The sequence below is a fragment of the Neptuniibacter sp. QD34_54 genome (assembly GCF_047778055.1).
Taxonomy (GTDB): Bacteria; Pseudomonadota; Gammaproteobacteria; order Pseudomonadales; family Balneatricaceae; genus Neptuniibacter.
In genome coordinates this window covers 966,406-979,498 of record NZ_CP180546.1, presented here as the reverse complement: position 1 = coordinate 979,498, position 13,093 = coordinate 966,406, and the positions used below count along the sequence as shown (strand labels likewise).

Sequence of the window (13,093 nt, the reverse complement as noted above, 5' to 3'; positions counted from 1 at the left end):
ATTCCAACTACTACTTCAATAGATGCTCAAGCAACTTAATATCTAATTCCCTGACATCATCCCAATCTTCATTGGCTGCGATTTCCATACCTTTGAAATTGATGGTTTTCAAAAGAGCTTGACCTTCAGGGTCCTCATTCATGCTTAAAAATGCTTGCTGTATTTTCTTCAGTTTTTCATTTCCAACGCGCGGGTGAACAGCAATGGCATGAGGGGTGTAACCTGGCGTTGTCCATAAAACACGTAGATTTTCTCTAACTTTAGGGTCGGTATTATTAAAGGTCCTCATGACCCCTCCCCCAGCAGGAAACAACCCTCTTGATACCGTCAGGTAAACTGAATCATGTGAGGAAACATATTTAGGCTGGAAGCTAATACCCTCTTTATTCATCTTTGCGCGGGGCAATACACTAGCAGCAAATGCAGCAGGAGAAGGAAACGTCAACGTGCTCGAATCAAGTTCTGACAAACTCTTTATTGGGCTATCTTTTTGGACAACTACAATCCCTTTAATACGCTTATCTTTCTGCTTTAGAATCGCTTGATAACCCGGTTTTTGACTAAAGACCGTATAGTGGTATGGATTCATATAAGCGATATCGTACTCACCAGCCAACACCCTCTTTTCAAAGGTCGGGATATCTTGAGCAGTAGCGAACATAATTTTTACACCTGATTTTTCGCTTAAATAAGCACTGATCGGCGTCCATAATTTCGCTAGTTTTTTCGCAGATTGTTGAGGAACGATCCCCAGGGTTAATGTTTCAGCGAAGGACTTAACTGGCATAAAAACGATTAAAATCGCTAAAACCAAAGAGTGTAAGGTTTTCATTCGGTACTCTCCTTAACAGTAATTTCCGCGCAATCCAGAATCTCTTCTGAAAGTTCGTCTAAAGATATATCGCCAGCTGCCAACTGTTTGGCTACAAAAAGCTGGCAAGTCAATTTTGATACAGGCATCTGCTTCAATGGATTGGACTGGTATAAGACGGCATTCACCACTTCGGGAGCAAACCCCCATAATTTAAGTAAATAAGCGCCAATCGCATCACCATGGGAGGCATCACCTATATCAACTAAAGATCCAATATCATGAAATAGACCTGCCAAATAAACCTGATCCTGCGTGTAATCACTGGCAGTAGAAACATTAAAATCCTGCAATATGTTCACAACGGTTTGTGCTCGGTTAGCATCAAAGTGCTTAGGCTCTTGTTTACAGATCCCAAAAAATAGAACCAAACTTTCTACGAGCCCAATTCCAAGACGCATGAGTGCCTGCTGTAAGCTTTCGGTCTTCGTTTGAAAACCAAAGAAACTAGAATTAGCCACTTGGATAACTTTGGCAGATATCGCTAGATCACATTCTATAATTTCTACTAATTTATTGATTTCAGGTTCATCTGAGCAACCTAAATACTTTTTAAGTTCGGCATAAACTAAAGGAAGTGCAGGTAGGTGCTGTAATGACCCGATCAACTTACGTTGCGCATCAGATATAGGAACCTGTTTTAATGCCTTGGCTCTCTCAAGAACCTCAACTAACTCTTCAGCATCAAAAGGTTTAGGTAAAAGGAGATGGGCGACATCCGCCGACGCCAACACTGTGTTATCACTGGTATCACCACTGATTAAAATTCGCATCGCTTCGGGCACACTTTCTTGAACAGCCCTTAGCAATTTTTCGCCATCCATTTCGGGCATGCGTTTATCGCAAACAACAATGGAGGGCCCTTGTTCTTTAATTATCTGAAGTGCTCTTATTGGAGATGATTCAAAAACAAAGCTCCATTCACTCGTATGCCCTCGCAAGCTTCTCCTTAACGCCCTTAGAGTACTTGCTTCATCATCAATAAATACAACAGTTCCCTGTTTCATAATCAGATTGCTCTCGAAGTTTCGATTATCTGGCTATCAGAGCTATCCATGAGTAGCTCAATCTGTTTCAGCAGATCAGAATTGGCATAAGGCTTCGACAGATAGCAATCTGCTCCATGCCTCACCGCCCGTTCTAATTCAGCTTTAGATGTTCCTGAGATGACTAAAATACGTGTAGATATGAGATGGTCTGAATGTCTAACGTAACTAATAACATCCTCACCATTTAACCCCGGCATATTAAGATCAAGGGTCATAATGGCTGGTTTTAACTGCGTTAATAATGACCCTGCTTCAAAGCCATTGACTGCAATTTGTGTCTCATATCCAGCCCCTCTTAAAACCCGCTGTATCGCTCTAGCTGCCGCAGGCTCATCATCAACAATCAGAATTAAATTATCACCAGGCGCAGCCAGTTCCTCTGGTAACGGAATATCGTGAGCTTTAAGGAAGTTTATTAAATTATCTTCCGATACACGGTTATTGCCTCGACCTGGCAACTTAAACCCTTTCAATTCACCTTTTTCTATCCAACGGATCACCGTGCGCAAACTTACACCGCAGATTTGTGCGACATCACCTGATGTATAAGTTTTCATAACTCAACCTTCCTAACGACTTTTCTCTTAATTAAAAGTAGTCATGGATTTCTCATTTGTCACAAAAGTCATATAAAAAAGTACGTCTAAATTGCAAAATCAAAGCGTTAACTACTAGAGAAGAGGACATTTATGCCAGATACCATAAAATAGTCTATATTGAAGATCATAACTTTTTTCTGCGAAATGAAGGTGGCTTGTAATGAAAGGGGTTGTTTTCAATATTCTCGAAGAGATGGTGATCGATCAGTGCGGCCTAGAACAATGGAATAATATTCTAGATAAATTATCCCTTGATGGGGTATATACCTCTGGGCAGACCTATCCAGATGATGAGCTATTTGCTCTGGTTGCTGAGATTTCTGAACAAACAGGTATAGAAATCGGTACATTAGTCGGCGCATTTGGTGAATTTCTATTTGATAGCTTAGCCCGCCGCTATCCGGTTTTTGTTGAGCAACAACCTGACCTCTGTAGTTTCCTTGAAAGCGTAGATAGCGTTATCCACTTAGAAGTTAAAAAACTATTTGAAAACCCTTCCTTACCCCGTTTTGAATATGAGAAATTGGAAAATGGGGCGCTGCTTATGCGCTATAGCTCTCCAAGGAAATTATGCATATTAGCTGAGGGATTAATTAGAGGTGCAGCTACAAAATATGAGACACCGATCTCTATAACACACGATGTTTGCTGCCATAAAGGCGATCCCCATTGCGACATAATCGTTGAGTTTCACAAATGACCGATACCTCTAACCCTTATAAACAAGCATACGAACGGGAACGCAAAGCTCGACTTGAAGCTGAACACTTACTTGAAGAAAAGTCTCGCGAGCTTTACCAAAAAAATCAGAACTTAGAACAAAGCTACGAACAACTCCAAAAGCAGCAAACCATGATGCTGCAAAACGAGAAGCTAGCCACATTAGGTACGTTATCTGCGGGCATAGCGCACGAAATAAACAACCCTATAGCCTTTATCAAAAGTAATGTTGAATCTCTGAAGCAGTACTTTGATGCCTACAATCTTATTCTTAATGAAATAAAACGCTTACTGCCTTCACTTCCTGCTGATCAAAAAGAGTCTTTAGAAGAGCTTCTTATATCCGAAGATATCGATTTTATTTCTGAGGATATTCCGCAACTCATGGAAGATACACAAGAAGGCTTGATACGCGTTAGAGATATTATCCAAAACTTACGAAGCTTCTCGCGCACACAAGCCAATGACCACGGTAGTTACGATCTCGTAGAAGGCATAAATAGCACTTTAAAACTGTTAAAAAGCGAATTAAAAAACTCCATCACCTTAGACATTTCGCTTGAGCCCTTGCCAAAGATCGAGTGCAACCTAAACGAACTTAATCAGGTATTTCTCAATCTTATTATGAATGCCAAACATGCCACTATAAATTCTCAGGCTCCCTGTATTTCGGTGAGATCCAAATATGATGATCAATACGTATATATTGAAATTGGCGACAATGGCTGTGGTATATCCGAAGAAGTTCAGAAAGATATATTCACCCCTTTCTTTACCACTAAACCTGTAGGACAAGGCACAGGTATGGGGTTAGCCATTTCACATAACATCATAAAAAAACACAACGGTGAGATTCAATTACAAAGCAAAATCGATGAAGGCACTACTTTCACAATCAAACTCCCTATAAACTGAACTCACCCCCTATCTGTGACCAAAAGGACTTCCATGCTCAGCAACGCAATTATCAACATCACCAATCTTCGCTTACGTACTTTTATTGGTTTTAACCCTGAAGAGATGGAAAAACAGCAGGATGTGGTTATTAATATCGAAATTCAGTATCCAGCGAATAAAGCTTTCGCCGATGATGATGTTGATCAGGCTCTCAATTACAAAACCATCACAAAAGAAATAATTAAGCATGTAGAAGATGGACGCTTTTTACTGCTCGAAAAACTCGTTTCTGATGTCTTAGATATATGCACAACTCACCCATGGACGGTTTATGCCAAAGTAACCATTGATAAACCACACGCCCTAAGATTTGCTGACTCAGTCTCTCTCTCTTTAGAGTGGAAAAAGGACACATAAGCAGAAAGCTATACTTAGGATGTACAAAAATCCGTCTTTTCCACTGCTTAGTATTGAAAAATTCTCAATTAGTTGGGATCGGTCATTTCTTGAGTTTTAGTTAATCCCGTCTAATCTTCTGAGAGTCCACCCTAACAAGGCAGTAAACAACTCAGGGAGAGAAGTAGATGGATATCAATAGGTTCAATCAACTTATTCGTCAGGCAGTGAACGATAACAATGCCGCTGCGTGGCATTCCGCATCAGATCACCGCGCTTTTTGTGAAAAACTCTTGGGATCATTTGAAGCTCATGAGGTAGTAAAAAATATCCTTATTGATGTCGTTGACGAGTTACTACAACGTAAAGCCGAAGATAAATACGGCAACTACACCATTGGCGACGGCGTAACTATTCTAGAAAGCGGTCACTGCATACCGGCAACGGTCATCAAACAAACTAATAATAGTGAAGACCTAACTGTTCAATTAGATAAAGTTTTTACCGATGGTCATTTCGAAAAAGATAAAACTGGCGAGGTAATTGAATTCCACCGTTCTCATGATCGAGTGTATGTGCATATAGAGGGACGCACACTTAGTCGCCTAGTTGCCGGTCGAAAGTTTGTAGATTATTCGCCAGAACATCTTAAAGAAGAGATGGAAAGGCTCACTTCAAAAAAGCAGCTAGCCTGTTAATAAGCTAATATTTCCATTCAAAAAGATAAGCAAGCCTAGTATGAGCTTGCTTATTATTTATTAACCCTCTTCTAGAAACTCTAGCTTTGGCAACGGACATCCCATGATGGCCGCAATTGTCGTTATCAACTCACGTTCGGTCGTTGTAAGCTTGCCGTCATGCTCAATACAGCGACAAAGCCCAATTAATAAACGACGCTGAAGCAGTGGATAAGCAAGTCCCAACACATTTACCGCTTTGACAAACACCTGAACATCGCACTCTTCAGCCGGTAAAAGGTGGATGTTATATAGAGAAACCGCACCTGCTCCTCGATTAAACGCCCTTTCTGCTGTTTCTTCATCTTCATGACCAAAACGAGCCACAGCAGATAATATTTGCGCATATTCATCACTAATCTGACCCGGTGTTTTATAACGCGGAGCGCTCTTGAGTTCGGGCTCATATTCCCCTGCGAGATAATGCTGAACCAACTGGAATAAGCACCATTCAAATAGATCAGTTTTCTTATCCGCTCTAATCAACTGCATTAATAAGCGTTTAAACTGCTTATACTGTTCCGCTGACATGCACTTCAGTGCAGGAAGCAATAACTCTATCAGAGGTAAACGACAATGCTCTTGAAGATTATCTACCGACTGAGCCGTTTTAAGTACTTCCTGCTCTAAACCCTGAAACTCCGTTGCCTTGATCATCTCTAACTGTTTCTGGCGTAGCTCACCTTCACTGTGAAGCAGTAAGGAGCAACAGATAGACATCGCGCCTAAGGATTCTTTCGCCTGTTTATACAAAAACTCTGGGATTTGATCTATTTTCTCTCGCGCTGCACTCAAACTATTATCTGTTAAAGCACTCTCCCCAGTACCCGTCATAACCGCTGCACCTATAGCAGCAGCCTCTTGAACTCTTTGACGTTTTTCTTCGCTTTTCTGCTGCTCTTCTTCAAGCTTTCGCTCTCGGGTTTCGTTACCACGATAAAGAAAGTTGCCATCCCAATGGGGATCAACACGAAGAATTCGGTCAACAATTGGAGGGTGCGTTGCAAATAGACTAGAAAGACTAGAGATAGCTTGGCCAAAAAACAGATGGCTAACTTCACTACGATGAGAATTATTAATCTCACTGCCCGGCGAATATCCACCAATCAATTTAAGTGCATTCGCAATACCTTCCGGATTACGTGTGAACTGCACTGCACTGGCATCCGCCAAAAACTCACGCTGTCGACTCACTGCTGATTTAATTAGTTTCCCAAAAAAGATCCCTAACCAACCGACGATCATCAGTCCAAAGCCAAGCAGCGCTACCCGGCCGTCAGAACGACGATCACTGCCACCTCGAGCAAAGAGCTCCCCTACTTGCCCAATAAACACGATGCCATGCAGCAAAGAGATCAAACGCAGATTTAAGCGCATATCACCATTCAGAATATGACTGAATTCATGCGCAATAACGCCCTGCAGCTCATCTCTTTTAAAGTGCTCAATAGAACCTTGGGTGACACCGATAACTGCATCAGCAGGTGTATTGCCTGCAGCAAAGGCATTAATACCCATTTCATGCGCCATTAGGTATACCGGCGGGACAGGCATCCCTGAAGCCAATGCCATCTCCTCGACGACATTAAGTACCAAACGCTCATTCGGCTCTTCGCTATCTGGTAGTATGCGTACGCCGCCTAATGACTCAGCCACCGCTTTACCACCAGAGGATAATTGCCACCATTTGTACAAAATAGCGCACCCAACCACTCCGCCGACAGCTAAACTTATCAGCCCAAAGCTTCGCCAAGAAAATATACCTAGACTTCCGAAGAGAGATGTATCGTAAGCGGGTACTAGATTGGCTGTGTTACTCGATAGAAAATGAAAAGCCAGACCCACCAAAAGATTGGTAATTAGGATTAAGCTAAATACAGCTAAGCAGAAAAGAAAGACAAGCCAGCCGGTATTACGCCTGGCTTTGTCCTGTTGCTCAAAAAAATTCATGAATCAACAACCTCGCAAGTTGTTAAAAACTTACTTTTGGTGCTGCTTGAATCTGTTCGCTGTCATCAAACTCAAGCAAAGTAGCATCTTGAGAGTGACCAAACATATTTGCGAAGAAAACGGGTGGGAAAGATTGACGGTAAGTGTTGTATTCAGTCACCGAATCATTAAACGCTTGGCGAGCAAAAGCGACACGGTTTTCGGTGGATGATAGTTCCTCCGACAGTTGCATCATATTTTCATTGGCTTTTAGATCTGGGTAATCTTCCATGACAAAGTTCAACTTACCCAAAGCCGACTGCAGCTGATTCTCAGCACCTGACAACTGTTGTAACGAGTCTGCACTATGTACAGACGCTGCACCTTTTAACAAAGCGGACGCTTCATTGCGCGCTTGAATGACCGCTTCAAGCGTTTCGCGCTCATGCTTCATATAGCCTTGAGCGACTTCCACTAAGTTAGGAATAAGATCGTAACGGCGCTTTAATTGCACCTCGATTTGTGAAAAGCCGTTTTCATAACGGTTTTTCAACTTCACTAAGCTATTGTAGATGCTGACTATGTAAAAAATCACACCTAACAGAACAACCAACGTAACAATTAATCCAATGTCCACACCTAACTCCTTAACTATCCATAATCCCTTTAAAAGAGAATCATTCTGATAAAAAGACTATAAGTTAGATTGCGGACAGAAGAAATAGATTGCCCCTTTAAAACGAGTTAAAAATAGTTAACTTATGCTTTAAAGGCTAGCGACAATTCGACGGTTAAATCCTGTGCAGATATAGCCCTGCACCCAGAACGATTTTCCCCCGACCATAAGGGCGTAAAATCACCTAAACCTTTGCTTTCGGCATAACTGCGCAAAGGAATGATCGCTTGAGTTGAAAAAGGAAAAGCCAATGCCACTTCTGACCAGTCATCCAAATCTTGCATAGCCCGATTTCGAATGCCTCTGGCCGGTCGACCTGAGAAAAGATTGGTAATGGCGGTAGGGATATCTGTCTGCTGCAACATCCCCCGATGGATATCGCTGGTCTTAGCCTCATCGCATAACAGATAAGTTGTACCTATTTGCACACCTTGAGCGCCTAAATCCAGCATCTCTTTGATATCACTCTGGTCAGCAATACCACCCGCAGCAATAACTGGAATCGAAAGCTCAGCAGATAATTTTGCTACCAACGTTTTTGTATCCAGCTGGGTTTCCAAATCCTTGGTTAAAAACATACCACGATGACCGCCAGCTTCAACACCTTGGGCAATCACTACATCAGCGCTATTTTCAGCTAACCAAATACCCTCTTCGACCGTTGTCGCACTCGAAAGCACTGTCGCTCCCCAGGCTTTTACTCGCGCTAGAAGATCGGGTTCTGGTAACCCAAAATGGAAACTCATCACAGGCGGCGCATATTTCTCGATTGCATCAGCGGTCTCTTTACTAAAAGGCATACGTGACGCTTTAGCATTGTATTCAGGTTCTAGCCCCGCTTCCTGATAGTAAGGCGATAACTGATCGATCCAAGCAGCTATCTCCTGATCACTTATTGAAGGGACCTGATGGCAAAAGAAGTTAAGGTTAAAAGGGCGATTTGTATACGCTCTAAACTGCTCTATTTCGGCACATATCTGCTCCGTAGATAACATCCCACAAGGAATAGAGCCTAATCCACCTGCGTCAGATACTGCAGCAGCCAGGTGCCAATCCTGCACTCCAGCCATAGGCGCTTGGATAATAGCAACATCAACACCTAACATTTCATTCACATTCATACATTATCCTTCGACGACAAAACTAATAGGTTGAGCAGGTACGTGCTTTCCTCGGAAGTCTAAACAGTGGATGTACACTTAACTAACGCTTTTTAAAGAACCATTCGTTCACTGAAAGAGAACTAATATCTAACTCTAAGTAAAACTACAGATAATTATGGAACTATCTCACTGTAATATAGGTCTGTAAGAATCACTTAAGTGGTGTAACTGAACTTCCAGATAGAAGGATAAACATGAATAAATTCATCTATGTCATGGACCCAATGTGTAGCTGGTGCTGGGCATTCTCACCGGTGATTTCCCACTTAAAAGATAAGTATCCAGAATTGCAGTGGCAATTACTGATGGGAGGCTTAGCCCCCGATTCTGATGCGCCTATGCCTGAAGCAATGCAACAAAAGCTAATCTCAATTTGGCAGCATATTGAAGAACATACTGGAACCAAATTTAATTTCGATTTCTGGCATAACAACACACCTAGGCGCAGTACTTATCCAGCTTGTCGCGCTGTGATCGCCGCTGAGTGTATCGAGTCAGACACTGCTTTTGAAATGGTAGAAGCTATTCAACAAGCCTATTACCAAAAAGCCTTGAATCCTTCAAATATAGAAGTACTTACTAACCTAGCAGATGAGATTGGGTTGGACAAAGACAATTTCGGCTCGCTAATGACTGACCCAGAGATCCAAACCGAACTAGAACAACAAATACAACAGAGCCACGCTTTGGGCGCCCAAGGGTTTCCTTCGCTATTTATTGCAACAGAAGCCGGAGCACATGCGATTAGCTATGGCTATTGTGGAATCGAGGAAGTAATGAGAAGAATTGAAGCGATTTTAGGCAGGTGAGAATTAGAGAGGTAAATACAACGGGGTTACCAGAACAGCAACCCCGTTGGAATGAGCTTAGTCTCTTACAACAGAAACATCTTCCGCCTGAAGACCTTTATCACTCTCACGTACATGGAAGCGTACCTTTTGACCTTCTGCCAAAGATCGGTGACCACGACCACGAATATTACGGAAGTGAACAAATACGTCATCGTCTTCACCACGGGTGATAAAGCCGAAACCTTTAGACACGTTAAACCACTTAACGGTGCCCTGCTCACGGTCATCGTTTTCGTCGATATACTCTTCTTCTGCACCATTTACTACAGAAGCATCTGCTTCAGCATTGTTACCAGACGCTGCAAAGAAAGAAGCAGCAAAAGTCACTACAAACACAACTGCCACAGCAGCAATATTAGATAACTCAACCTCAACACCCGCTACCGAACCTAACAGAACTGGCACTAAAACGGCCGCGATAGCACTCACAATCAGACTACGAATCACTGATTAACCCTCATTGTATTATATTGTCATTTATCACATGAATAGCACTTGTACTGGCGGAATAAAGATTATCCCTACCAAACAGAGAGGTATAGCGAATTTCGTGATTTTTTTCAACAGCTTATATTGTTAATCCCGCAAATAAGCCACATTCGTTTAATATCGTAGTCTGATAAACTATGCTAAATCTCAATCACACGCATGGCTTGGATCCATTCAATGAACGATCAAGAACGCATTACAGAGTTAGAAACCCGCGTGGCGTTTCAAGAAGACACTCTGGATAAATTAAATAACATGGTTGCATCTCAGGAGATTGAACTAGAGCGTTTAAAACGTATGCTCAAGATCATGAACCAGCAGTTGAAAAACCTAACGGTGGACGGAGTTGCTGGCGCTGGCGATAATGAGCCACCCCCTCCACATTATTGAGGCAAAAGGGAAATATGCTGTCGTTGTTACAAAGCGGTTTACATTATTTAGGTCGGCAATTCATCAATATCGTTACCCGCCCTCGCGTGGTAAACCCTGAATTATTACAAGCAAAATCGACCCGTAATGCTTATTACATTCTGGAAAACGACCGCTTAAGCCACCAGCTTCTGTTAAAAAACGTGCTGCAAAAACAAGGTATCCCTTTTATGCAGCAACAGCTTCTTTTTGCTGATTCCGAAGGTAAAAGTCCGCTTAAAGAAGATTTAACAGAGATTGTAGCCACACAGCAGAGTAACCCTAAGCTAAATATTCAGATTATCCCTGTCTCAATTTTTCATGGCCGTCGACCAAACAGAGAAAAATCTTGGCTTAATCTGCTCTGTACTGAAACATGGCATAAAGCTGGCCCTTTAGGCAGCTTTATGCAGCTTCTTATCAATGGCCGCCAAACACTGGTTTCTGTGGATAAACCACTAGACCTGCAACAGTTGATGGTTAAAGAAGACAATGTTGACTCCATCGCACGAAAAACAGCGAGGGTCCTGCGTACGCACTTCAGTATTCTTCGAGCATCAATCATTGGTCCTGACCTATCACATCGCCGAACATTGATCTCTTTAGTGCTGAAGCACCCCAATGTACAAAAGGCTATAGATCTGCAAGCAGCTGAGAGAAATACCAGTCGTCATAGAATCGAAAGACACTGTTTTAAAACCCTTGATAAAATCGCAGCGAACTACAGCCCAACAACAATTAGACTCTTAGACCCCATTCTTAACTGGGTATGGAAACGCCTCTACAATGGGGTAAAAATTCATAACACAGCAGAAGTTCAAGAGATTTCAAAAACCCATCAGATTATTTATCTACCCTGCCATCGTAGTCATATGGATTATCTGCTGTTGTCTTGGGCTCTGTATCGCCATGGTTTAATGATCCCCCATGTCGCTGCAGGTGAAAACCTAAACATCCCGATTGTCGGCCCCATTTTAAAACGCGGCGGCGCGATCTTTATGCGTCGTAAGTTTCATGGCGACCCGCTTTACGCCTGCTTATACAAAACCTATTTGGAGCAGATGAGCCATAGAGGCCACGCCTTAGAATACTTTATTGAAGGTGGCCGCAGCCGCACTGGTCGATTGCTGCCAGCTAAAACCGGCCTCCTCTCTATGAGTATCGATTCTTTCCGTGAAGGCAGCCCTAAGCCCGTTGCTCTGATTCCCGTTTGGATTGGTTATGATCGTCTAGTCGAAAGCCGCAGCTACCAAAAAGAGTTAGCTGGAGCCAAGAAGAAGCGAGAGTCATTTACTGAGTTTTTCTCATCGCTAAAAATCTTAAGACAGAAGTTTGGTGAGACACTACTAAGTTTCGGTAAACCTATACCTTTAGAAGACCACTCTGACGCTAGCCTTTCCCTAGAAGAGGATGTCACCAATATCTCTCAGCAAGTGATGTGCAATATCAACCAAGCAGCTGGCGTTACCAAAAGCAGCTTGTTGGCTACCTGTTTGCTGAGCGGAAGTCAGCTGCAATCGGTTGCTGAACTGAGTGATAAAAGTACGCGTTTGCTCAACCTATTAACACAACTCTATCCAAACACAGCTCTACTGCCAGATGGAAAGCCTTCTGATTGGATCCAAAGCGCCCACAATATGAGGCAACTAGAAACCAAGCTAAATCTGGTAGAGATCAATCAGGCGCAAGCACAAGAGATGAGCTTTTACCGTAATAACATTCAACATATGTTAGTGCTACCAAGCATGTACTTGCTACTTGCTCACCGTTTGGAGTCACCACGCGCGCAAAACATCAATCGAACTATTCGTATGCTCTATCCATTTTTACAGGCCGAACTATTTTTGCCTTACAAAATGGAAGAACTCACCGATCAACTAAAACAGATTCGAGATGGACTACTAGAGCAGAACCTACTTGAAGAGTCCGAGCCTCAGATATGGAAAACTACCTCTAACGCATTGGTTAACACGCTTATACTCAACGCTGAACCGATCATTCTGCGTTACTATATTTTGCTTCGAGTACTCACGCGATATGAAGAGATTAGCCGCGACGATCTCATCCATAGCAGCCAGCAGATTGCAGAAAGCATCCACCTAGAATATGGCTACAGCACGCCTGAATATAAGGATGAACAAGTACTAAAATCCTTTATCAAACAGCTGCGTAATTTGGATTTTGTGCGAGAAGAGAATGCCAGGATCAGAGCAAATTTTGATAGCGAAAGTTTATTTAAACAAGCAAACAAAATCCTGCGCCCACATATGATCTCACTGATCGATCACAAACTTAGAGAGCGCTAACC

14 protein-coding genes are annotated in these 13,093 nt (G+C 42.5%); 7 read left to right on the top strand and 7 right to left on the bottom strand.

Annotated elements, in window-relative coordinates:
• Nucleotides 1-10: 10 nt before the first annotated feature.
• From ACMXYP_RS04230 to ACMXYP_RS04220, 3 genes are read right to left on the bottom strand one after another with little or no spacing between them, the layout of a single operon-like run.
• Nucleotides 11-832 carry a phosphate/phosphite/phosphonate ABC transporter substrate-binding protein gene (locus ACMXYP_RS04230; RefSeq protein ID WP_415883766.1) on the bottom strand — a complete coding sequence of 274 codons (822 nt, stop codon included), beginning with the start codon at nt 830-832 and terminating at the stop codon, nt 11-13.
• The gene (locus ACMXYP_RS04225; RefSeq protein WP_415883765.1) at nt 829-1,878 is read right to left on the bottom strand and encodes an HDOD domain-containing protein; all 1,050 of its coding nucleotides are present in this window, start codon (nt 1,876-1,878) and stop codon (nt 829-831) included. Before ACMXYP_RS04225 ends, ACMXYP_RS04230 begins: the two co-directional genes overlap by 4 nt.
• 2 nt (nt 1,879-1,880) lie before the next feature.
• Nucleotides 1,881-2,477 (bottom strand): response regulator, encoded by a 597-nt coding sequence (locus tag ACMXYP_RS04220; RefSeq protein WP_415883764.1) that lies wholly within the window; start codon nt 2,475-2,477, stop codon nt 1,881-1,883.
• A gap of 202 nt (nt 2,478-2,679) precedes the next feature.
• Here ACMXYP_RS04220 and ACMXYP_RS04215 point away from each other — a divergent pair, with 202 nt between their 5' ends.
• From ACMXYP_RS04215 to ACMXYP_RS04200, 4 genes are all read left to right on the top strand, one after another.
• Nucleotides 2,680-3,219 (top strand): heme NO-binding domain-containing protein, encoded by a 540-nt coding sequence (locus ACMXYP_RS04215; protein ID WP_415883763.1) that lies wholly within the window; start codon nt 2,680-2,682, stop codon nt 3,217-3,219.
• Nucleotides 3,216-4,154: a sensor histidine kinase gene (locus ACMXYP_RS04210; RefSeq protein ID WP_415883762.1), complete on the top strand. Its 939-nt coding sequence runs from the start codon at nt 3,216-3,218 to the stop codon at nt 4,152-4,154. The genes ACMXYP_RS04215 and ACMXYP_RS04210 overlap by 4 nt, the downstream gene beginning before the upstream one ends.
• A 33-nt stretch (nt 4,155-4,187) precedes the next feature.
• Nucleotides 4,188-4,553, top strand: a complete 366-nt coding sequence (folX, locus tag ACMXYP_RS04205) for a dihydroneopterin triphosphate 2'-epimerase (RefSeq protein ID WP_415883761.1) — start codon at nt 4,188-4,190, stop codon at nt 4,551-4,553.
• Nucleotides 4,554-4,720: 167 nt separating this feature from the next.
• Complete coding sequence (locus tag ACMXYP_RS04200) at nt 4,721-5,230, top strand: hypothetical protein (RefSeq protein WP_415883760.1); 510 nt, start codon at nt 4,721-4,723, stop codon at nt 5,228-5,230.
• A gap of 60 nt (nt 5,231-5,290) precedes the next feature.
• Here ACMXYP_RS04200 and ACMXYP_RS04195 read toward each other — a convergent pair whose 3' ends face one another.
• The 3 genes from ACMXYP_RS04195 to ACMXYP_RS04185 all read right to left on the bottom strand — a co-directional run bounded on the left by ACMXYP_RS04195 (nt 5,291) and on the right by ACMXYP_RS04185 (nt 8,995).
• Nucleotides 5,291-7,219: a M48 family metallopeptidase gene (locus ACMXYP_RS04195; RefSeq protein WP_415883759.1), complete on the bottom strand. Its 1,929-nt coding sequence runs from the start codon at nt 7,217-7,219 to the stop codon at nt 5,291-5,293.
• Between the two features lie 22 nt (nt 7,220-7,241).
• On the bottom strand, nt 7,242-7,835 hold the full coding sequence (locus ACMXYP_RS04190) for a LemA family protein (protein ID WP_415883758.1): 594 nt from the start codon (nt 7,833-7,835) through the stop codon (nt 7,242-7,244).
• Nucleotides 7,836-7,957: 122 nt separating this feature from the next.
• Entirely contained in the window at nt 7,958-8,995 is a 1,038-nt protein-coding gene (locus ACMXYP_RS04185) for an NAD(P)H-dependent flavin oxidoreductase (protein ID WP_415883757.1), read from the bottom strand.
• Nucleotides 8,996-9,231: 236 nt separating this feature from the next.
• On the opposite strand from ACMXYP_RS04185, the gene ACMXYP_RS04180 reads away from it, so the two are divergent.
• The gene (locus ACMXYP_RS04180) at nt 9,232-9,846 is read left to right on the top strand and encodes a DsbA family protein (RefSeq protein WP_415883756.1); all 615 of its coding nucleotides are present in this window, start codon (nt 9,232-9,234) and stop codon (nt 9,844-9,846) included.
• 57 nt (nt 9,847-9,903) lie between these two features.
• On the opposite strand, the gene ACMXYP_RS04175 is transcribed toward ACMXYP_RS04180, so the two are convergent.
• Entirely contained in the window at nt 9,904-10,335 is a 432-nt protein-coding gene (locus ACMXYP_RS04175) for a cold-shock protein (RefSeq protein ID WP_415883755.1), read from the bottom strand.
• Between the two features lie 219 nt (nt 10,336-10,554).
• On the opposite strand from ACMXYP_RS04175, the gene ACMXYP_RS04170 reads away from it, so the two are divergent.
• Both ACMXYP_RS04170 and plsB read left to right on the top strand, forming a co-directional pair.
• Entirely contained in the window at nt 10,555-10,767 is a 213-nt protein-coding gene (locus tag ACMXYP_RS04170) for a SlyX family protein (RefSeq protein WP_415883754.1), read from the top strand.
• Between the two features lie 14 nt (nt 10,768-10,781).
• Nucleotides 10,782-13,091 (top strand): glycerol-3-phosphate 1-O-acyltransferase PlsB, encoded by a 2,310-nt coding sequence (gene plsB / locus ACMXYP_RS04165; RefSeq protein WP_415883753.1) that lies wholly within the window; start codon nt 10,782-10,784, stop codon nt 13,089-13,091.
• Nucleotides 13,092-13,093 lie beyond the last annotated feature (2 nt).

Excerpts from the sequence above, each read along its gene's own strand:
- ACMXYP_RS04230 (WP_415883766.1), bottom strand. The coding sequence starts at position 832 with ATGAAAACCTTACACTCTTTGGTTTTAGCGATTTTAATCGTTTTTATG.
- ACMXYP_RS04225 (WP_415883765.1), bottom strand. The coding sequence starts at position 1,878 with ATGAAACAGGGAACTGTTGTATTTATTGATGATGAAGCAAGTACTCTA.
- ACMXYP_RS04220 (WP_415883764.1), bottom strand. The coding sequence starts at position 2,477 with ATGAAAACTTATACATCAGGTGATGTCGCACAAATCTGCGGTGTAAGT.
- ACMXYP_RS04215 (WP_415883763.1), top strand. The coding sequence starts at position 2,680 with ATGAAAGGGGTTGTTTTCAATATTCTCGAAGAGATGGTGATCGATCAG.
- ACMXYP_RS04210 (WP_415883762.1), top strand. The coding sequence starts at position 3,216 with ATGACCGATACCTCTAACCCTTATAAACAAGCATACGAACGGGAACGC.
- folX (WP_415883761.1), top strand. The coding sequence starts at position 4,188 with ATGCTCAGCAACGCAATTATCAACATCACCAATCTTCGCTTACGTACT.
- ACMXYP_RS04200 (WP_415883760.1), top strand. The coding sequence starts at position 4,721 with ATGGATATCAATAGGTTCAATCAACTTATTCGTCAGGCAGTGAACGAT.
- ACMXYP_RS04195 (WP_415883759.1), bottom strand. The coding sequence starts at position 7,219 with ATGAATTTTTTTGAGCAACAGGACAAAGCCAGGCGTAATACCGGCTGG.
- ACMXYP_RS04185 (WP_415883757.1), bottom strand. The coding sequence starts at position 8,995 with ATGAATGTGAATGAAATGTTAGGTGTTGATGTTGCTATTATCCAAGCG.
- ACMXYP_RS04180 (WP_415883756.1), top strand. The coding sequence starts at position 9,232 with ATGAATAAATTCATCTATGTCATGGACCCAATGTGTAGCTGGTGCTGG.
- ACMXYP_RS04170 (WP_415883754.1), top strand. The coding sequence starts at position 10,555 with ATGAACGATCAAGAACGCATTACAGAGTTAGAAACCCGCGTGGCGTTT.
- plsB (WP_415883753.1), top strand. The coding sequence starts at position 10,782 with ATGCTGTCGTTGTTACAAAGCGGTTTACATTATTTAGGTCGGCAATTC.